This is a genomic window from Bogoriella caseilytica (genome assembly GCF_003752405.1).
In the GTDB taxonomy this organism is placed as follows: domain Bacteria; phylum Actinomycetota; class Actinomycetes; order Actinomycetales; family Actinomycetaceae; genus Allobogoriella; species Allobogoriella caseilytica.
In genome coordinates this window covers 759,810-778,659 of record NZ_RKHK01000001.1, presented here as the reverse complement: position 1 = coordinate 778,659, position 18,850 = coordinate 759,810, and the positions used below count along the sequence as shown (strand labels likewise).

20 protein-coding genes are annotated in these 18,850 nt (G+C 71.1%); 12 read left to right on the top strand and 8 right to left on the bottom strand.

Annotated elements, in window-relative coordinates; translation table 11 throughout:
* Nucleotides 1–6 precede the first annotated feature (6 nt).
* Both EDD31_RS03560 and EDD31_RS03555 read right to left on the bottom strand, forming a co-directional pair.
* On the bottom strand, nucleotides 7–1,602 hold the full coding sequence (locus EDD31_RS03560) for an ABC transporter permease (protein ID WP_123302937.1): 1,596 nt from the start codon (nucleotides 1,600–1,602) through the stop codon (nucleotides 7–9).
* Nucleotides 1,599–2,540 (bottom strand): ABC transporter ATP-binding protein, encoded by a 942-nt coding sequence (locus EDD31_RS03555; RefSeq protein ID WP_123302936.1) that lies wholly within the window; start codon nucleotides 2,538–2,540, stop codon nucleotides 1,599–1,601. The genes EDD31_RS03560 and EDD31_RS03555 overlap by 4 nt, the downstream gene beginning before the upstream one ends.
* A gap of 57 nt (nucleotides 2,541–2,597) precedes the next feature.
* On the opposite strand from EDD31_RS03555, the gene EDD31_RS03550 reads away from it, so the two are divergent.
* The 3 genes from EDD31_RS03550 to EDD31_RS03540 all read left to right on the top strand — a co-directional run bounded on the left by EDD31_RS03550 (nucleotide 2,598) and on the right by EDD31_RS03540 (nucleotide 4,583).
* Nucleotides 2,598–3,209, top strand: coding sequence for a TetR/AcrR family transcriptional regulator (locus EDD31_RS03550; RefSeq protein ID WP_211336044.1), 612 nt, complete (start codon nucleotides 2,598–2,600; stop codon nucleotides 3,207–3,209).
* 79 nt (nucleotides 3,210–3,288) lie between these two features.
* Complete coding sequence (locus tag EDD31_RS03545) at nucleotides 3,289–4,212, top strand: hypothetical protein (RefSeq protein ID WP_123302935.1); 924 nt, start codon at nucleotides 3,289–3,291, stop codon at nucleotides 4,210–4,212.
* On the top strand, nucleotides 4,212–4,583 hold the full coding sequence (locus tag EDD31_RS03540) for a GntR family transcriptional regulator (protein ID WP_123302934.1): 372 nt from the start codon (nucleotides 4,212–4,214) through the stop codon (nucleotides 4,581–4,583). The genes EDD31_RS03545 and EDD31_RS03540 overlap by 1 nt, the downstream gene beginning before the upstream one ends.
* Nucleotides 4,584–4,637: 54 nt before the next feature.
* Here EDD31_RS03540 and EDD31_RS03535 read toward each other — a convergent pair whose 3' ends face one another.
* Together EDD31_RS03535 and EDD31_RS14945 are read right to left on the bottom strand one after the other, a co-directional pair.
* On the bottom strand, nucleotides 4,638–5,495 hold the full coding sequence (locus tag EDD31_RS03535) for a helix-turn-helix domain-containing protein (RefSeq protein ID WP_123302933.1): 858 nt from the start codon (nucleotides 5,493–5,495) through the stop codon (nucleotides 4,638–4,640).
* Between the two features lie 61 nt (nucleotides 5,496–5,556).
* Complete coding sequence (locus EDD31_RS14945; protein ID WP_245990847.1) at nucleotides 5,557–6,261, bottom strand: Atu4866 domain-containing protein; 705 nt, start codon at nucleotides 6,259–6,261, stop codon at nucleotides 5,557–5,559.
* Nucleotides 6,262–6,385: 124 nt separating this feature from the next.
* Here EDD31_RS14945 and EDD31_RS03525 point away from each other — a divergent pair, with 124 nt between their 5' ends.
* Nucleotides 6,386–7,039 (top strand): CatA-like O-acetyltransferase, encoded by a 654-nt coding sequence (locus EDD31_RS03525; protein ID WP_123302932.1) that lies wholly within the window; start codon nucleotides 6,386–6,388, stop codon nucleotides 7,037–7,039.
* On the opposite strand, the gene EDD31_RS03520 is transcribed toward EDD31_RS03525, so the two are convergent.
* Complete coding sequence (locus EDD31_RS03520) at nucleotides 7,036–7,755, bottom strand: response regulator transcription factor (RefSeq protein ID WP_123302931.1); 720 nt, start codon at nucleotides 7,753–7,755, stop codon at nucleotides 7,036–7,038. The genes EDD31_RS03525 and EDD31_RS03520 overlap by 4 nt on opposite strands.
* Nucleotides 7,752–8,945, bottom strand: a complete 1,194-nt coding sequence (locus tag EDD31_RS03515; protein ID WP_170163171.1) for a sensor histidine kinase — start codon at nucleotides 8,943–8,945, stop codon at nucleotides 7,752–7,754. The genes EDD31_RS03520 and EDD31_RS03515 overlap by 4 nt, the downstream gene beginning before the upstream one ends.
* A 127-nt stretch (nucleotides 8,946–9,072) precedes the next feature.
* On the opposite strand from EDD31_RS03515, the gene EDD31_RS03510 reads away from it, so the two are divergent.
* Complete coding sequence (locus EDD31_RS03510) at nucleotides 9,073–9,954, top strand: GAP family protein (RefSeq protein WP_170163170.1); 882 nt, start codon at nucleotides 9,073–9,075, stop codon at nucleotides 9,952–9,954.
* A 44-nt stretch (nucleotides 9,955–9,998) separates the two neighbouring features.
* On the opposite strand, the gene EDD31_RS03505 is transcribed toward EDD31_RS03510, so the two are convergent.
* Together EDD31_RS03505 and EDD31_RS03500 are read right to left on the bottom strand one after the other, a co-directional pair.
* Entirely contained in the window at nucleotides 9,999–10,658 is a 660-nt protein-coding gene (locus EDD31_RS03505) for a potassium channel family protein (protein ID WP_123302929.1), read from the bottom strand.
* A gap of 76 nt (nucleotides 10,659–10,734) precedes the next feature.
* Nucleotides 10,735–12,138 carry a TrkH family potassium uptake protein gene (locus EDD31_RS03500; protein ID WP_123305085.1) on the bottom strand — a complete coding sequence of 468 codons (1,404 nt, stop codon included), beginning with the start codon at nucleotides 12,136–12,138 and terminating at the stop codon, nucleotides 10,735–10,737.
* A 248-nt stretch (nucleotides 12,139–12,386) separates the two neighbouring features.
* Here EDD31_RS03500 and EDD31_RS03495 point away from each other — a divergent pair, with 248 nt between their 5' ends.
* The 7 genes from EDD31_RS03495 (at nucleotide 12,387) to EDD31_RS03465 (ending at nucleotide 18,805) form a co-directional block, all read left to right on the top strand.
* Nucleotides 12,387–13,580 (top strand): acetoin utilization protein AcuC, encoded by a 1,194-nt coding sequence (locus EDD31_RS03495; RefSeq protein WP_123302928.1) that lies wholly within the window; start codon nucleotides 12,387–12,389, stop codon nucleotides 13,578–13,580.
* Between the two features lie 415 nt (nucleotides 13,581–13,995).
* Nucleotides 13,996–14,202: a helix-turn-helix domain-containing protein gene (locus EDD31_RS03490; RefSeq protein WP_123305083.1), complete on the top strand. Its 207-nt coding sequence runs from the start codon at nucleotides 13,996–13,998 to the stop codon at nucleotides 14,200–14,202.
* Between the two features lie 127 nt (nucleotides 14,203–14,329).
* Nucleotides 14,330–14,428 carry a 30S ribosomal protein bS22 gene (locus tag EDD31_RS03485; RefSeq protein ID WP_109274628.1) on the top strand — a complete coding sequence of 33 codons (99 nt, stop codon included), beginning with the start codon at nucleotides 14,330–14,332 and terminating at the stop codon, nucleotides 14,426–14,428.
* Between the two features lie 22 nt (nucleotides 14,429–14,450).
* Entirely contained in the window at nucleotides 14,451–15,278 is an 828-nt protein-coding gene (locus EDD31_RS03480; protein ID WP_123302927.1) for a DUF3027 domain-containing protein, read from the top strand.
* A complete protein-coding gene (locus EDD31_RS03475; RefSeq protein WP_245990837.1) occupies nucleotides 15,275–16,531 on the top strand; it encodes an MFS transporter in 1,257 nt (418 codons plus the stop codon). Before EDD31_RS03480 ends, EDD31_RS03475 begins: the two co-directional genes overlap by 4 nt.
* A complete protein-coding gene (locus tag EDD31_RS03470) occupies nucleotides 16,528–17,550 on the top strand; it encodes a putative sulfate exporter family transporter (RefSeq protein WP_170163169.1) in 1,023 nt (340 codons plus the stop codon). Before EDD31_RS03475 ends, EDD31_RS03470 begins: the two co-directional genes overlap by 4 nt.
* A 10-nt stretch (nucleotides 17,551–17,560) precedes the next feature.
* Nucleotides 17,561–18,805 (top strand): AGE family epimerase/isomerase, encoded by a 1,245-nt coding sequence (locus tag EDD31_RS03465; protein WP_123302924.1) that lies wholly within the window; start codon nucleotides 17,561–17,563, stop codon nucleotides 18,803–18,805.
* Nucleotides 18,806–18,850 lie beyond the last annotated feature (45 nt).

The following is an 18,850-nucleotide window of genomic DNA, read 5'->3' as shown; positions in this document are numbered from 1 at the left end:
TCAGTCTCAGCCCGCGCGCAGGTCGCGCCGTCGGATGGTCAGCGCCGAAACTGCGAAGGCCACCACGGCGCCCGCGCCCAGTCCCAGCACGGCCGTCAGCGCAGGGTCCTCCCGCGGCAACGTGCCCACCAGGTGCAGCGGGGAGAGGTCTCGGGCCCAACCGGGCAGGCGCAGCGTCTCGGCCAGGAAGCCGACCACGACGATCCACCCGACCAGGAGCCAGATCAGTCCTGCCAGCTGCGGCGCCGCCGCACCCAGCAGGGCGGCCACCGCAGCCACGAAAGCCACCGGCACGGCGTACCCGGCGCCGACTCCGAGCGCATGGCCCACGGCGGCGGAATCACCAGTCACCGCCCAGGTCGCCAAGCCCAGACTCGCGGTGCCCAGCGCCAACACCGCTAGGGACAGTGCGGTGACCACGGCCCACCAGCCAAGCCACAGCCGCAGCCGCGGCACCCGGGTGGCCAGTAGCGCCCCCAGCCGTCCGGATGACTCCTCAGTGCTCAGCCGGCCCGCACCCTGCGCTGCCACCGCAGTAGCCGCCAAGCAGATAACCACCACGGCCAGGCTGGTGACGATGTCGACCCCGCTGCCCACGCCCAGAGCCTCAACCAGGTTGGGGTTCGCGTCGATCAGCTCGGACATCTCCTGACTGAGCGCGCCGAAGCAGGCGGCCCACAGCACCGCGATCACCGTCCAGGTGAGCGTCGGTCCCTGCATCATCCGCCAGGTCAGCCCCGGCACGGTGGCCAGCGTCGGCCGGGCCCGCGCGGGCCCTGGCCGAGGAGTGAGCACCCCGGCGCCCAGATCGCGGCCGCGGGCGATGACCACCGCTCCGGTCAGCAGGGCCGCCCCGCTCGCGGCATAGGCGAGCAGCGGCCAGGCCTGCGGCTCGGCGAAGGCACGGACCTCGGGCAGCCAACCCAGCGGGCTGAGCCACACGGCGTCCCAACCGAGCCCGTCGACCAGCGCGCGCAGCAGGTAGACGCCGGTGAGCAGGCCCAGGCCCATCAGGTAGGCGGTGCGGGCGGACTGGGCGAGCTGCCCGAGCAGCAGTCCGGCGGCCCCGAAGAAGGCCATGACCAGCGCGACACTCGTCGCATACCAGGCCGAGGCCGCGGTGGGCACGCCGACCGCCACCAGCCCGGTGAGCATGAGGGCGCAAATGGCCAGGCACGTCCCGGCGAGCAGGATCGCGCCGGACGCGAGCGGGGCCAGGCGGCCCACCTGCCCGGCGGTGAGCACCTCGGTGCGCCCCGCCTCCTCCTCGCGGCGCGTGTGCTTCACTGCCACATGCATGGCCAGCAGCGGGAACAACAGTTGGCCCATGAAACCGACCTCGAGTGCGGAGATCCCGCCGATGGTCTCCAGCCCGTAGCCGCGGCCGTTGAAAGCCAACGCGGCCGGCGAGGCGCCGATGGTCTCGGCGTACACGAGCCGTTCGCCGGGGTCGTCGTACAGCACCGCAATGCTGGCGGCCGTCAGCGTGACCAGGCCGGCGGCCACGACCACGATCAGAAGAAGGCCGATCCCGCCGGTGCGCAGCCCCAGCCGGGTCAGGCCCGCGGCGCCGGTCGTCAGGCCTCGCAGACGGGTGCTCATCGGGGCACCTCGGCCCCATCTGCGGCGGTGGGGTCCTGGTAGTGCTCGAGGAAGAGCTGCTCCAGGCTCGGCGGGTGCACGGCCAGATCACGGGGTGCGGCGGTGCTGAGGGCAGCGACGGTGGCGGGCAGCGCGGCGTGGGTGGTGAACAGAGTGGTGCGGATCCCCTGGGCGTGCTCCTCGTGGGAGAGCTCGGTGACGCCATCGATCTGCGCCAGCTCACGCGGGGCCTGCGCCGAGATGAACTCGATGGACGTCAGCGTGCCGGCGCGCAGCTCGGCCAGCGTGCCGCTGGAGACGGTGCGCCCGCCACGGATGATGGTCAGGCGGTCGCACAGCGCCTCCACCTCGGCCAAGATGTGGCTGCTCAGCAGCACCGTTCGTCCGTCGCGACTGAGCTCGGCGACCACCTGCTGGAAGATGGACTCCATGAGCGGGTCCAGGCCTGAAGTGGGCTCATCCAGCACGAACAGCTCGGCCTCACAGGAGAGAGCGGCGACCAGCACCACCTTCTGGCGGTTGCCCTTGGAGTAGGTGCGCGCTTTCTTCGTGGGGTCCAGCTCGAAGCGCTCGATCAGCTCATTGCGGCGCTGGGGGTTCATGGTCCCCTGGAAGCCGCCGAGCAGGTCGATGCACTCCCCGCCGGACAGGCCCGGCCACAGCGAGGTGTCCCCGGGCACGTAGGCGAGGCGTCGATGGATGGCCACCGGCTCGTGCCAGGGGGAGACGCCGAACACCTCAGCGGTACCCGAGTCGAGGCGAAGCTGCCCGAGCAGGGCGCGGATCGTCGTCGACTTGCCGGCCCCATTGGGGCCGAGGAAGCCGTGCACCTCCCCGGCGCGGACGTGCAGGTCCAGCCCGGCCAGCGCATGGGAGGTGCCGAAGCTCTTGTACAGGCCTTCGGCACGAACGACAAAATCTGAAAGTGACTCGCTCATGACAGTGACTGTACCGGATACTCTGACAGTGACTATCACTTGAAGCTTGGAGATGCTGTGCCGACCCCTCCCGACCTGCCGCCGCCGCCCCGGCCGGGCCTGCGTGAGCGCAAGAAGGTAGCCACGATGCGTCACGTGCAGAGCGTCGCGCTGGGCCTGTTCCTCGAGCGTGGCTTCGAGGCGGTCACCGTCGAGGAGGTCGCCGAACGGTCCGAGGTCTCGGCCAGCACTGTCTACCGCTACTTCGGCACCAAAGAGGGCCTGGTCCTCCATGACGAGTTCGACGACCAGGTCCTCACCGGGCTCACCCACTTCCTGCACCAGGGGCTCACTCCGTGGCAGGCCTTCGAGGGGGCGCTCGAGCTGGTAGGTGAGGCCCACTTCGTCGTCGAAGAGGAGGCCACACTGGCCCGGATCCGGCTGTGCCTGCAGAACCCTTCGGTGCGGGCTGCGGCGCATCTGATGCTTGAGGAGATGGTCGACGGGCTGGCCGAGATCACCGCGAAGGCCGGGCACTTGACGTTCCCGCAAGCGCGGGTGCTGCTCGGCGGCATCGGCGGGGCTCTCTTCGCCGCCTTGAAGAACTGGCACGACGCCGGCGGCGAGGGTGGCTGGCGGCGGCATGTATCCGAGGCGGTCGAGACGGTCAAGAGTTCCGTGCCGGGGTAGATCGGCGCTGACACTCTCGTTCTGTGTTGACACAAAACCGCCATCGCCCTACGTTTGTGTCAACACAAAGGAGGTCCTCATGATGATCGACGCGCTCGTGATCCTGGTGGCCGGGCTGCTCATCACCCTGCTGCCCCGGAGTCGGCGGTACGCCTCGTTCCTCACCTGGCGGGCGAGCCGGAAGGCCGGCGGGCAGGTGCCACCCGAGCGCCTGCCGGCGCTGCGAGAGCGCGCCGCGCGACGGGAACGTGCCACCGGTGTCGGGATCCTGATCGCTGGCGTGGTCTGGCTCCTGGTGAGCCAGTTCTGGCCTGGCTGGCGTGAGCAGCCCGGTGCCCTCTATCTGGTGCTGTCGCTCTTGGTCGTCTTCAGCGCCGCGTGCCTGGCGGTGGTGGAGATCGTGTGGCCGGGCGATGTCTCCGACGGACCGCGCTTCGCCCGCGCCACCTCGCCCACTTTCGCCGACTATGTGGCGCCACAGACGCGGGTGGTGAGCGGGCTCTTCGTCGGTGTCAGCGTGGTGGTGCTGGCCGGATCCCTGGCGCTCGCTCAGTCGCAGTGGTTCGATGCGGCGACGCTGTGGCGCAGCCCGGTCCCGTTCCTCCTGGCCGCGGTGCCAGTGCTGGCGCTGCTCTTCGCGCTCGCGATCAAACGGGTGCTCGATGCCCCGCAGCCGGCCCGCGACCAGCGCGAGCTCTACTGGCAGGATGCGATCCGCGCTGAGACCCTCTACACGCTGGCTATCCCCCCCGCCTTCGTCGGAGCGTTGTCACTCTTGATCGCCGCCGCCTCGCTAGACAACGCGGCCTCGGCGACGGCCACGGCCACCGGGGAGATCGGGCCGGACTGGACCGGCTGGTTGCTGTTCGTCGGCTACGTGCTGCCTCTGCTGGCCATCATGGCGGCCGCCGTCGCGATTGCCAGTGCGGGTGGAGTGATGCGCCAGTTCAACCGGCGCCTATGGTCCACCGTCGCTCCTGAAACCGGGGCGGAGGCGAACTGATGGTGCGCCTGGACCCGCACTCCGAGGAGCCTCCCTTCGCCCAGCTGCGCACCCAGCTCACCGCGCAGATCGCCGATGGCACTCTCAGCGAAGGGGACCGGCTACCCACCGTGCGCCGCCTAGCGGGGGACTTGGGTATCGCGCCGAACACCGTGGCCCGCGCATACCGCGAGCTCGAAGGCGACGGCCTGATCGTCGGCCGGGGCCGCTCGGGCACCTTCGTCACGGGCCCCGGCGGCGGTCAGCAGCCCACCGCAGCCGACCGGGAGGCCGCTGCCGAGGCGGCGCGCGCCTACGCCCGGGCCGTGCGCTCCCTGCGCATCAGCACCGGCGAGGCCCTGGTGATCGTGCGCGAGGCCCTGCGCGCCTGAGTAGTGCGCCGCTGGGGTTCCCCTGCCCTGCTCCGCACGCCGCGACCCTCGTCCTTAACCTTCCGGCGGCGCGGAGGGCATCCCTCGGGCGTCCCGGACAGGTGCGGCGTGCAGTGAGGCCAGCAAGGTCAGCTTCTCGGCGCTGGGTGAGCCCGCAGGAGCGTGGTAGACCACCAGCTGCCAGCCGGCAGAGCCCCGGACCTCGAAGGCGTGGTAGTCGAGCGTGAGATCACCGACGTCGCGGTGCGAGAAACGCTTCGAGTCGTGAGTCTTGCCGCGCACATCGTGGGTGGCCCACAGGCGCCGGAACTGTGCGCTGCCGGCGCAGAGCTCGACCACCAGCTGCCGCACGGAGTCTGCGGACTCCACATGCCCCAGCGCCAGCCGGAGGTTGGCCACAGTCGCCTCCGCGGCCCGGTCCCACTCAAGATGGAAGCGGGTGGCTGCCGGATCGAGGAAGGTCATACGGGCGAGATTGTCGACCCGCTCGAAGTCGGCGTATAGCGCGGCCGTGAGGGCATTGTGCGCGAGCACGTCGAGCTGGTGGCTGATCACCATCGCCGGAGTGTGCGGCCAGGCCTCGAGCAACTCGATCAAGGCGTCTGGTGCCGCGTGCCGGACCGGAGTCGCGGCCACCGGAGCCAGCTCCGCAAGACGGAATGCGTGCTGGCGCTGATCGGCGTCGAGGCAGAGCGCTGTGGCAAGTGCATTCAGCACCGACGGTGAGGGGTTGCGCTCACGCCCCTGTTCCAGGCGGGTGTAGTAGTCGACACTGACGCCGGCCAGCATGGCGACTTCCTCGCGCCGCAGGCCCGGCACCCGGCGGGAGGTCTGCACCGGCAGTCCGACGTCGCCGGGCTGAACCTGGCCACGGCGCGCATGAAGGAACGCGCCGAGCTCTGAGTTGCTCATGGCCCCACGCTAGGGCGCGAGTCGTGGGCCAACCAGGCCCTGGCGCCCCCTGGTTGCGCGGTCAGTGCCGGACCATCACGAAACCGGCGTGGTGCAGCACGCCGTCAACCAGCTCGCCGAAGGCCCAGAAGCCGGAATCGTCAAAGTAAGTGATCCGGGTGCCGTGCACCCAGTACCGGCCGGTGTAGGCGTCCCGGCGACCACCGCGGGTCTCGGAGTACCGGCCATCCGGCAGGAGATGCTGCACGAGATCGCGGCGAGCGTCCCGCCAGGCCCCGGTCCAGGCGGATCTGACCGCGGGATCGGCCAGGTCTTCGCCGGCGCTCCGGGTCGGCTCGCCCTGCCAGGCCTCGAGCTGTCCCGAGACCCAGACCCCGAGCAGGTCGGCGGGGGAGACGACGAGCATCGAGCGCACCTGGGAGGCACTCACCGGGCGGTGGACCACAGCAAAGGTGGCGAGGTTGCCGGGCAGCAGGTCGTAGCTGCGCCGGTGCTGGGGCGGCAGCTGATTCACGATGGTGTCCACCATGAGCGGTACGGCATAGGTGCCGCCGGCATCAACTACTTCCGAGGCCGGCTCGGTGAGGGAGGCCGTCAGGCGTTCGCCCGCGAGGTGCAGATCCTCGCGGATGATGTAGGCGGGTCGCCACACCTGCGCGCCCGTGATGAGGGTGGTGGCGGCAGGGGACGGAACGGGCGGGCTGGGGTCGGAGGCAGCGCGGACGGCCATCCGTCCGGCCGGAGCGGAGGCGGGGTGAGAAGTCATGGCTTGAGCCTCGCGCGATGCGAGCCCGTGGAGAAGGCCCTGCTGCACCCAGGCAGGGCGCGCCGCCCAGTGGTGCACCGAAAACTCCTCGCGAGGTGCTGGGCGGTGCTGTGAAGATGGCCGGATGATCCTGCCCGAACCGATCGACCTCGAAACCTGGACTCGCCGGGAGACGTTCGACCACTACCGCGAGCAGGTGCCGTGCACCTACGCCATCACCGTCGAGATCGACGTGACGCAGCTCCTCGCGGCGCTGCGACGCGCCGGGCGCAAGACGTACCCCGCGCAGATCTGGGCGATCGCGAACGCCGTCAATCGTCGCGGTGAGTTCCGGATGGCGCTCACCGAGGTGGGCGCGCCCGCGACGTGGCCCGTCGTGCATCCAGCGTTCACCGTGTTCAACGCGACGCGCGAGACCTTCGCTGTGGTCTGGTCGCAGTACGACCCGGACTTCGTCACCTTCCACGAGCGCACTGCCGATGTCCTCGCGGAGGCGGCCTCAGCGACCACCATGTTCCCGCAGGGCGAGCTGCCGCCGCACGTGTTCGACGTCTCGAGCCTGCCGTGGACGCACTTCACCGGATTCTCGCTACAGATCGACGGCGGTACTCGGCATCTCCTGCCCATCTTCACGATCGGCCGGCATATCGACCGGGACGGGCGCACGTACATGCCGCTGGCCGTCCAGGTGCACCATGCCTCCGCCGACGGCTTCCATACCGCGCGACTCGTCGATGACATCCGCGAACTGATGGCGGCGCCGGGATGGGTGGGCTAGGACCCCAGCCCGCACTCCCGGGCGAGCACCGCGGCCTGCATGCGGGAGTTCAGGTGCAGCTTGGCCAGCACGCTGGAGACGTGGGACTTCACCGTGGCCTCGGTGATCACCAGTTCCCGCGCCAGCTGGGCATTGCTCAGCCCGCGCCCCAGTGCTGCGAGCACCTCCCGCTCCCGCGCGGTGAGCACCGCGAGCCGGTCAGTGGCAGCCGAGGTTCCGCCACCGGAGTCGCCGCCACCGCTCACGCCGTCGTCATCCCTGCCCGCCGGTCCGCTGCCGCTGTCCGCAGATCCGCCGCCCCGCCCGGCGAAGGCGTCCAGCACCCGCCGGGTGACCTCGGGTGCCACCACGCCGTCCCCGGCAGCCACGCGCCGGATCGCTTCGACCAGGTCGGCCGGCTCGGCGGACTTCAACAGGAAACCGGCAGCTCCGGCCCGTAGCGCCCCGAAGACCACCTCGTCGAGGTCGAAGGTGGTCAGCATCAGCACATCGGCGCTGGACTCCGCCACGATCTGCCGGGTGGCCGCGATGCCGTCCGTGCCGGGCATCCGCGCGTCCATCAGCACCACATCGGGGCGTAGTGCCCGCACCTGCGTCACCGCGGCCGCGCCGTCGGCGGCCTCACCGGCCACCGCGATGTCCCCTGCGCTCTCCAGCAGCAGACGCAGCCCGCTGCGCACCGTGGCGTGATCGTCGGCGATCACCACCGTGATCATGGCTGACCCGGCTTCATCGGCAGTACCGCTTCCACCAACCATCGCCCTGCCTCCTCTTCGGTGCGCAACCGTCCACCCACTAGCTGCACTCGCTCCTGCATAGCCGCCAGCCCGGTCCCGCCACTGAGCGTGGCCGCCAGCCCGCCCTCCGTCCCGTCCGCGGGCAGCGGGGAGGCCACGCGCAGCGTCAGCGCGCCCCGCCCGCTGCTCAGCTCCACCCGAGCCGCGCCGTCGCCGTGCTTGGCCGCATTGGCCAAGGACTCCTGCAGCACCCGCAGCAGCACCGCGCGCGGGGCCGGGGGCAGCGCAGGGGGCGCGCCGTCGACGTCGATGGACAGACCGGACGCCCGGCCGCGCGCCAGTACCTGCTCCCAGGTCACCTCAGTGAGCAACTCGCCGGCCCCGCCGTCCTCCTCACCGCGCAATACCCGCACCATCTGCCGTAGCTCCTCCAGCGCCTCCACGCTGGTGGCGCGAATGGTCTCCAGGGCCTTGCGGTCCCGCGCGGACTCCGGCTCGGCGTGCAGCACCCCGCCCGAGGTCAGCGCGATCGAAGCCACCTGCGCGGAGACGACGTCGTGCAGCTCGCGAGCCATGCGGCGCCGCTCGGCCTCGATCGAGCCCTGCCGGCGGCGCTCGTACTCGGCCACCAGTGCCGGTTCCCGCTCCGCGGCCAGCCGTTCCTTCAGCGCACGGTCCTGCATGGCCGGATAGCCCTGGCGCACCTCCGAAGCCCACCACAGCGGCACGAACAGCACGCCCACGCAGAGCAGCAGCGCATTCAGCGGGGAGAGCCCGGCATCCACCACCGCCGTGAGCGCCACCAATGCCGCCGTCACCGTCAGTGACCCGACCCGCACCCGCCGCACCTGCGCCGGCGAGGCGCGCAGCACCTGGTTGTAGATCAGATCCGTCAGGCACAGCACCACCCCGATGCTCAGCCCGAAGCTCAGATCTGCGAGGACGACGCCGGCGCCGCAGAGCAGCGCGAGCGTGGGCCAGCGGACCTTCGCGGCCAGTGCCCCGGCCATCGCCGCCAGTGTCAGACCATGCCACCACGGCGCGGGCTCCAGCCCCCAGCTCTCCCAGGGGAGGAAGCCCGCCCGCTCGTACCAGCCGGCCAGCAGCGTCAGCGCCGCGAACACCACGTAGCCCGTGGAGTGCAGATGCGCGCGCAGCTCACGGTTCATGTGCCGATTGCAGCACAGCGCGCGGCCGCCGTCCTCCATCGAAAGATCGAGACCGCGGCGGTCAGTGCCCTGGCCTCCCACCCTTTGGCCGATGTGCGCCGGGGCGGCGCCGGCCCAGGATGCCGGGGTGATCGACACTCTGACCTTCTTGGCGCCGCTCGGCGGGGCCGGAGCACTCGACCTGGCCGGGCCGCTCGGCGGGACCGGAGCACTCAACCTGGCCGGGCCGCTCGGCCTCACCGGCTCCCTGAGCGTGCCCGAGGGCGGCGGCCTGGCCGGCGTCCTCGCCATCCTCGCGCTCATCGACTCCACCAGCTTCGGCACCCTACTGATCCCGCTGTGGCTGCTGCTCAGCCCCGGGCGGCTGCGCGCCGGGCGGGTGCTGATCTATCTGGCCGTGGTGGCCGGGGCCTACCTGCTGATCGGGCTCGCGCTGCTCACCGCCCTGCTGACCGTGGGGGATGTGGCCCTGAACCAGGTGCAGAGCTGGCGCGAGCAGCCGGTTTTTCTGCTGGCCCAGGGCGCACTCGCCGCGGGACTGATCCTGTTCTCGCTACGCCTGGACCCGATGACCGAGGCCGGCAAGGCACGCAAACGCGAGCGCGAGGCTGCGCGCGGCAGCAGCGGCCGGGTGAGCCGGCTGCGCGAGCGCGCCGTGGGGGAGGGCGCCCGGGGCGGGCTCGCGGCCCTGCTCGCCCTGGCGCTGAGCGCCGTGGCGCTGGAGATCGCCACGCTCATCCCGTACCTGGCCGGCATCGGCCTGGTGGCCGGCGCCGACCCCGGCGCACCGGCGTCCGCAGGCCTGCTCCTGCTGTACTGCGCGGTGATGATCGCCCCGGCACTGCTGCTCCTGCTCGGGCGGGTCCTCGCACACCGGCACCTGGAACCGCTGCTGCGCAGGCTCGAAGGCTTCCTCAGCAAGCACGCCCACGGCACGGTGGCCCTCGTGCTCTTCTTGCTCGGGATCTTCCTCGGCCTGAACGCCCTGGAGGGTCTGGACCTCGCGTGAGGTGCGCTGGAGTGCGCCCGGCCCGGCAAGCCGGCACCATCCGCTCAGCTGCGGTGCGCGAACTTCTCCAGCATCGCCGAGTCACCGGAGACGATGAGCAGATCCTTCGGACCGATGCGGGTGGAGGAGTCCGCGTAGGCGAAGGGCTCACCAGGGGACTTCACGCCGAGCACCATCACCCCGTACTTGCTGCCGATCCCGGCCTCACCGAGGGTCATGCCGTGGGTCTCGCGCGGCGGGCGCATCTTGACCACCGCGAAGCCGTCCTCCATCTCGATGTAGTCCAGCATGCGGCCCGAGACCATGTGCGCCACGCGCGCCCCGGCGTCGTACTCCGGGTACACCACGTGGTGGGCGCCGATGCGGCGCAGGATCCGACCGTGCTCGGCGGAGATCGCCTTGGCCCAGATCTGCGGCACCTTCAGGTCCACCAGGTTCGCGGTCACCAGCACCGAGGCCTCGATCGAGGTGCCCACCCCCACCACGGCCACGGGGAAGTCCTTCGCACCGAGCTGGCGCACGGCGTCGGGGTTGGTGGCATCGGCCTCGACCACCGCCAGGCGGTGTGACCACTGCTGGGCCAGGTCGATGTCCTTCTCCACCGCCAGCACCTCGCGGCCCAGCTTGTCCAGTGTGTTGGCCAGGGCCGAACCGAAACGCCCCAGCCCCACCACCAGGGTCCCGGTCTCCCGTTTATCGCTCATGCCCCCATCATGCTCTCTGCGCGGCAGGGGGCAAAGGTGGCGCCTACCCGAGGCGGCGGGTGGCGCTCGGGCCGGGTCAGCCGATCACCGGGCGCTCGTTCGGCCGGCGGATCAACCGGCGCCGCTCGCGCAGGGCGAGGGCGGCCGCGAAGGAGATGGTGCCGGTGCGCCCGAGGAACATCAGCGCCGAGAGCACGTACTTCCCGGCGTCGGGCAGCTGATCGGTGATGCCGGTGGTCAGGCCCACCGTGGCGAAGGCGGAGATGACCTCGAAGAGCACCTCACCCAGGCGGAAATCGGTGATCAGCAACAGCGCCAGGGTGCCCGCACCCACCAGGGTCGCGCCGAGAAAGGCCACGGCCACCGCCAGGCGCACCACGGAGGAACCGATGCGCTTGCCGAAGGCCTCGACGTCGCGGTCACCTCGGGCCTCGGCCACGATGGCGAGCACCATGACCGCAAAGGTGGTCACCTTGATCCCGCCGGCGGTCGAGGCCGAGCCGCCACCGACGAACATCAGCGCATCCATCACGAACCAGGTGGACTCGCTCATGGCCGAGATGTCCACAGTGGCCAGGCCCGAGGAACGTGGCGCCACCGAGTGCACGCCCGCCGCAAGCAGCCGATCGACCGGATCGAGAGCCCCGAACGTGGCCTCGTTGCCCCACTCCAAGGCTCCGACGGCGATCGCCCCGGCCACCGCCAGGATGCTGTAGGTGGCCAGCGTCAGCTTGGTGTGCAGGGTCCAGGTGCGCCACACCCGGAAACTGCGACGGCGGCTCCTCTTGCGGTGGCGCAGCGACTTGGAGATGTCCAGGATCACCGGGAAACCGAGGGCTCCGACTGCGGCGCCGAAGATCAGGGGGAGCCCGAACCACCAGTCGCCGGCCAGCGGCTCGATGCCTTCGACCAGGACGACGAACCCGGCGTTGTTGAAGATCGAGATCGACATGAACAGGCCGTGCCAGATGGCCGTGCCGATCGAGTCACCGAGCGCGAGGAAGCGCGGCACCAGCACCAGGGTCAGTACCGTCTCGATCACCAGAGAGGCGATGACGACGGCGCGCACCAAGGTGCCGACCTCACCGAGTCTGGCCTCCTTGGTCTCCGAGGCGGCCAGCATCTTCTGCGTCAGGCCGATGCGGTGAGAGATGGCCAGGGCGAGGATCGAGGCGAGGGTCATGATGCCCAAGCCGCCCACCTTGATGGCCACCAGGATCACGGTCTGGCCGAAGTTCGACCAGTACTCCGCGGTGGGCACCACCGTCAGACCGGTCACGCACACCGCGGAGACGGCGGTGAAGAGCGCATCGGCGAAGGAGGCGCTCTCATCCCCGGCTGTGGCCTGCGGCAGGGAGAGCAGCGCAGTGATCACCGCGATGATCGAGGCGAAGATCGTCAGCGCCAGGCGGGCCGGCGAGTGGCGCGCCACGTGGTCGATGCCGTCTTGCACGCGGCGGATGAACCCGCCTCGGGGGATGGGTAAAGAGCGGCGCGGCCGGCGCGGAGCCGGCCCCACGCCGGATTCTGGCGGGACGCCGTGACGATGAGCGTGATGCTCGTGAACCACCCGCCAACTCTGGCACACACCCGCAGCATCGTCAGCCGACGCGGACCAGGCATTGGTATCCGCGTTCCGGACGCTTCGCCACGCTATTCGTGCCCTGGGCCGGCGTAGACGTGGTTAGTGTGGGCATCTATGGAGAGGCACCTGTGTCGTCGTCGGTGATGGTGTGGTCCGACGATCTCGTCGGATATGACTTCGGTTCCGGCCATCCCATGCGCCCGGTCCGCCTGGTGCTGACCTTGGAACTCATGCGAGCCCTCGGCGTCCTCGAGGTGTCGGGCCTGGAGATGCGCGCGGCCGCCGAGGCCGGTGACCATGACCTGCAGCGGGTGCACACCCCGGCCTACATCGCCGCGGTCAAGCGGGCCGAGGCCGACGGGGTCAGCGATCTCGACGCCGGCCTGGGCACCGAGGAGAACCCGGTCTTCGCCCAGATGCACTCCGCCTCGGCGCGGTTGGCCGGGGCCACCCTGGAGGCGGCGCGCTCGATCTGGCCGGCCGGACCCGGTGATCTCGGCCAAGCCCCCACGCGGGCGCTGAGCCTGGCCGGCGGAATGCACCACGCCATGGCCGGCCGCGCGTCGGGCTTCTGCGTGTATAACGACCTTGCCGTGGCAATCTCTTGGCTGCTGGATCACGGTGCGAGGCGCGTCGCGTACGTGGATCTCGATGCCCACCACGGCGACGGCGTGGAGCGTGCCTTCTGGGATGACCCCCGGGTGCTGACCGTCTCGGTGCATCAGCACCCGAGCACTCTCTTCCCGGGAACTGGCTACTCCACCGATATCGGCGGAGCGGAGGCTCCCGGGACGGCGGCGAATGTCGGCCTGCCGGTGGGCACGAGGGATGCCGCGTGGTTGCGCGCCGTTGATGCGGTGGCCAGTCCGCTCGTGGCCCATCACGCCCCCGACGTGCTGGTCACCCAGCATGGCTGCGACTGCCACGGCAACGATCCCCTCGCCGGGCTGAACGTCTCGGTCGATGCTCAGCGGCAGTCCGCGATCATGATGTCCCGGCTCGCCGCGGATGCCGGAGCTCGCTGGCTGGCCACCGGCGGGGGAGGGTACGACGTGCTCAGCGCGGTGCCACGGGCGTGGTCACATCTGGCCGCCGTCGTCGCCGGTGCCCCGATCGATCCGCAGACACCGGTGCCCACCGGATGGCGCGAACTGGTGACCGAAGCCGGCGAGCCCTATCCGCCGCGTGCGATGTCCGACGGCGTGGAGGCCTCGGTGGTGGAGAACTTCCCGCGATTCATTGACGGCTACAACCCCGAGGACGCCGTGGACCGCGCAATCATGGCCACCCGGCAGGCTGTCTTCCCCGGGCACGGCCTCGACGTCTTGCTGGACTGACCAGCCCCTCCGGCCCTCCTCCGGCCCTCCTCCGGCCCTCCTCCGGCCCTCCTCCGGCCCTCCTCCGGCCCCCTCCGATCGATTGTGGTCAGTTGGAGCCGCTCTGACGCCGATTCGGCCCTCGAAACCGGCACGAACTGACCTCAATCGCGAGGGGTGGGGCCGGGTGGAGGCGGGGGCGGACCCGGGTGGAGACGAGGGGTGGAGGCGAGGGGCGGGCGCGGGTGGCGGCACAGGTCGGGGCCCGGGTGGAGGCCCCGGAAGCGGGCGGCAGCGGCGGGCTGAGCGGGGCCGGAAACTGCGACTCGCGAGACGTCTGCGACGGGAGAGGTTTCCCGATGAGGTGGTTTACCTCTATATTGCGATGTGCGTAACCGCTGCGACTTCGCGGCAATCACGAGAGACAAGGGTGGAGATGGACCAGCAGCAAGGTGCCCCACGGTTCCTGACCGTGGCCGAGGTCGCCGCCCTGATGCGCGTCTCCAAGATGACCGTCTACCGCATGGTTCACTCCGGCGAGCTCCCTGCCGTGCGCATGGGCCGTTCCTTCCGCGTCCCCGAGGCCGCGGTGGAGAAGCTCATCGCCGACGGCCTCGGCGACGAGTGGAGCGCCGCGCGCTGAGTGCAGTGCCACTGCCTCGACCTGCCGTCTCGACTGTCACGGCCGCTGTCAGCGGTTAGACTTTCGGGGTTGTGCGCTGTTTCGGCAGCGTCCCCCATCACCTGTCACCAACGAACGAGGTACCTCAGTGGGCTCCGTCATCAAGAAGCGCCGCAAGCGGATGTCGAAGAAGAAGCACCGCAAGCTGCTGCGCCGTACTCGCCACCAGCGCCGCAACAAGAAGTAAGACCCTCGGCGCAGCCCGACTGATGCCCGCGACGATTACCCGCGCCCGCCTGACCGCCTCCACCAAGGAGGCGGTGCTCGCTGCTGCCGTGGACCTGGCACGCAGCGCCGCCATCGATGTCGGTGGCGAGCAGGCGGTCGGTGAGCACTTGGGCGTCATCGTCGACGGCGAGCGGCTGCTGACGCACGTCTTCGCCTCCACCGCTCCGGGCTACCGGGGCTGGTGCTGGGCGGTGACGCTGGCGCGCCCGCCGCGCGGACGCCGGGCCACCGTCTGTGAGGTGGAGCAGCTCCCGGGCGAGGAGGCCATCCTCGCGCCGGAGTGGGTGCCCTGGGCCGATCGGCTCAGCCCGGAGGACGTCGGCCCGGGCGATGTGCTGCCCTACCTCGAGGACGACCCCCGGCTCGAGCAGGGCTACGAGGCCACCAGCGAGGACGATGCCGATCTGCTCGGTGGCCAGCTGCTCTTCGAGCTGGGACTCGGCCGTGAGCGGGTGCTCTCCGCTGAGGGACGCCGGCAGGCGCTCACCCGCTGGTACGACAGCCGCGGCCCGGAGGCCCCCGAGGCCAAGGCCGCGCGGTCACAGTGCTCCACCTGCGGGTTCTTCCTCAAGCTCGCCGGAAGCCCACGGCGGCTCTTCGGCGTTTGTGCCAACGAGTGGTCGCCCTCCGATGGTCAGGTGGTCTCGCTGGACCACGGCTGTGGAGCGCACTCCGAGACTCACGGGCCCAAGCCAGCCTCCCTGTGGCAGCCCACTGAACCGGTGATCAGCGAACCGAGCCTGGAAGTCATCGCGACCGAGCCGCTCCGGCCGGCCGCAGAAGCTGGCGACGCCCCCTCTCCGGAGTGAACCGGCCGCAGGCTCCCCACCGGCCGATGTTCCCCTTCCGCTCGGTGGTGCTCGGCGCCCTGATCCCGGCGTTCATCCACGCGATCGGCGTGGGCGCGATGGTCCCGGTGATCGCGCCCTCGGCCACCTCACTGGGTGCGAGTCTCGCGGCAGCCGGCTTCATCGCCGCGTTGCTGCACATCGGGCAGATCCTCGCCGATCTCCCCGCGGGCGCCTTCGCCGCGCGCGTGGGCGACCGGCGAGCCATGCTCGTCGCCGCAGTGGTGGCGGGCCTCGGCTTCGCCGGCGCAGCCCTCTCCCCAGGGCTGATCACCCTCGGCCTGGCCATCCTGCTCATCGGCGCGGCCTCCGCCGTCTTCCACCTGGCCCGGCACTCCTACCTCACCGAGATCACCCCGCCGCTGCAGCGCGCCCGGGTGATGTCCACCCTCGGCGGCGTGCACCGTATCGGGCAGTTCCTCGGGCCCTTCCTCGGCGCTCTGGTGATCTACAGCGGCGAGGTGCACGCGGTGTACCTCCTCGGCACTCTGACCTCGGTGGCGGCCGCAGCCACCGTGCTGCTCTCCCGCGAGGAGAAGCGCAGCCCGGCCGTCACCGACGGCGTCGGGACCGGGGAAGCGACGCCGCTGGCGCCGGAGCCCAGCCTGCTCGCCCTCGCCCGGAACTACCGCTCCATGCTCTCCACGCTCGGTGTGGGTGTGCTGCTGATCGGCGCGATCCGCGGCGCCCGTGAGACCGCCATCCCGCTGTGGGGGGAGTACCTCGGGCTCGATCCGGCGGTGACCTCTCTGATCTACGGCCTGGCCGGCGGGGTGGACATGCTGCTCTTCTACCCGGCGGGCAAGCTGATGGACCGCATGGGCCGCCTGTGGGTGGGGGTGCCCGGCACCTGCGTGATGGGCGCGGCACTGCTCGCCATGCCCTTCACCGTGGGGCCGGCCAGCCTGGCCGCGGTGGCCGCCGTTCTCGGCTTCGGTAATGGCATGACCGCGGGAATCCTGATGACCCTCGGCTCCGACGTCGCCCCGGCCGCCGGCAGGGCGCGATTCCTCGGCATGTGGCGGGTACTGACCGACACCGGCGCTGCCGGTGGTCCGCTGGTGGTCTCCGCCGGCGCCGCGCTCGGATCGCTGGCGGCGGGGATCTGGGCGGCCGGCGTCCTCGGGCCGGCTGCGGGCGGTGCCCTGGCGCGCTGGCTGCCCCGGTGGTCGGTGCATGCCAATCGCACCACCAGGCGGCGGGCGGGACTGTGACCGCGTCACTCCTGCGCCCCTGGCCGCCACTCCTGCGCGCCTGGCCCGCGTTGCTCGCCGCCGGCGCCGCGGTGGGCCTCGGTCTGCTGGCCCCGCTGATCAGCCCCCTCCTCATCGCGCTGGCTCTTGGCGCCCTGTGCGCGAACACCCCGGCGGTGCGGGCGCTCTCCGCCGTCGCCCCCGGTGCGAAGACGATGTTGCGCCTCGGCGTGGTGCTGCTCGGCACCCGTCTGACCTGGGAGGCAGCTGCCGCCCTCGGCTGGCGCGGCGTGGTCGTGGCGGTGGTGACCACCGCTGCAGTCTTCGCCGTGACCTGCTGGGTGGGCGATCGCCTCGGGCTGGAGCGCGGCCTGGTGACGTTGGTCGCTGCGGGCTTCGCGATCTGCGGCGCCGCGGCCATCGCCGCCGTGGAATCAGGCATCCGCCGCCGCGATCGCGATGTCGCGCTCGCCTTGGCGATGGTGACGATCTTCGGAACCGTCATGATTCTGGCGCTGCCCCTGGCCGCGAACGCCCTGCAGCTGAGCGACCTGCAACTCGGGGTCTGGGCGGGCGCTTCGATCCACGAGGTCGCTCAGGTGGTGGCGGCCGCTTCCGTGGCCGGCACTGTGGCCCTCACGTCCGCCACGACGGTGAAGCTGCTCCGCGTGGCGCTGCTGGCCCCAGCAGTGGTGGCCGCGCGCTGGCGCGACGACCGGTCCCAGCCGGCACCAGACACAGCCGCCGCAGCACTCAGCTCGCCGTCCGCGGTCCCCCGCCGGGCCCCGCTCCTGCCGTGGTTCGTCGTCGGCTTCCTCCTCGCCGCCGTGGCCGCTTCCGCCGGGCTGGTGCCGGACGCTGCCCGGCCGGCCATCGACAATGCGGGCTTGGTGCTGCTCGCCGCGGGCATGTTCGGCCTCGGCCTGGGCATCCGGGTGCGTGATCTCCTGCCGGTTCCCTGGCGCGTGGTGGCGTTGTCCTCCTTCTCCACTGCCGTTGCCGCTGGACTGGCGCTGCTACTCGTGCTGACTTTGTGGTGAGATCGAGACCATGTCCTGGTTGAACAACGCTGCCCATGCCCGCTGGCTCGAACAGGAGAGCGACGCCCTCCTGAGTTTCGGGGCCGGATCTCGTACACCGGTCGCCTTCGGTGCCCTCGACGACGCCGGGCAGGTCCCCCCGGGCGCCGGCCACGAGTTGTGGATCACCTGCCGGATGACCCACTCCTTCGCTCTGGGCGCCCTGCTCGGCCGCCCCGGGTACGCGGCGCTCGTCGACCATGGCGTACGCGCCCTCACCGAGGTCTTCGCCGACGGTGAGCACGGTGGCTGGTTCTCTGCCGTCGGCCCGGACGGCCTCCCCGACGCCACCGACGAGGCCGCCACCCGCAAGGACGCTTACCCGCACGCCTTCGTGCTGCTCGCCGCCTCCTCCGCCACAGCAGCAGGACGTCCCGGGGCTGCCGAGCTGCTCGCCCGGGCCCAGCGCGTCCAGCTCGAGCACTTCTGGCGCGAGGACGACGGCATGGTGGTGGAGAGCTGGGACCGCAGCTTCACCGAGCTGGAGGACTACCGCGGCGTCAACGCGAACATGCACACCGTCGAGGCCTACCTCGCGACGGCCGACGTCACCGGCGATGCCGTGTGGCTGGACCGCGCCGTGCGGATCCTGCGCCGCGTGGTCGATGACTTCGCCCGTGGGCAGGACTGGCGCCTCCCGGAGCATTTCGACCCGCAGTGGCAGATGCTCCCGGACTACAACCGCGACGAGCCCGCTCACCCCTTCCGGCCCTACGGCGCCACCCCCGGGCACTGGTTCGAGTGGGCACGCCTGACCCTGCAGGCCGGCCACGCGCTGCAGCAGCGCGGCAGGGAGTTGGAGCCCTGGATGCTCGAGGGTGCCACGGCGCTGGTCGAGCGCGGTCTGGGCGACCATGCGGCCGACGGCGTGGAGGGCTTCGTCTACACGGTCGACTTCGACGGTACGCCGGTGACCACGCAGCGCATGCACTGGGTGGTCACCGAGGCGATTGCCGCCCTGGCCGCGCTGCACCGCGCCACCGGCGAGGAGCGCTACGCCGAGTGGTATCAGCGCTGCTGGGACCACGCCGCGGAGTACTTCCTCGAGGCGCCCGGCCAGTGGCGCCACGAGCTCGGCGCGGACCTCCAGCCCGCGCACGGCACGTGGTCGGGCAAACCGGACATCTACCACGCGCTGCAGACCACGCTGCTGCCCCGCCTGCCGCTCAGCCCGGCGCTGGCCCCCGCTCTCGCCGCGGGTCTGCTCGAGGCCTGAAACAGTCTCCGCGTCGTAGAATGGTGTGCGAGAGCTGAGGTGTGG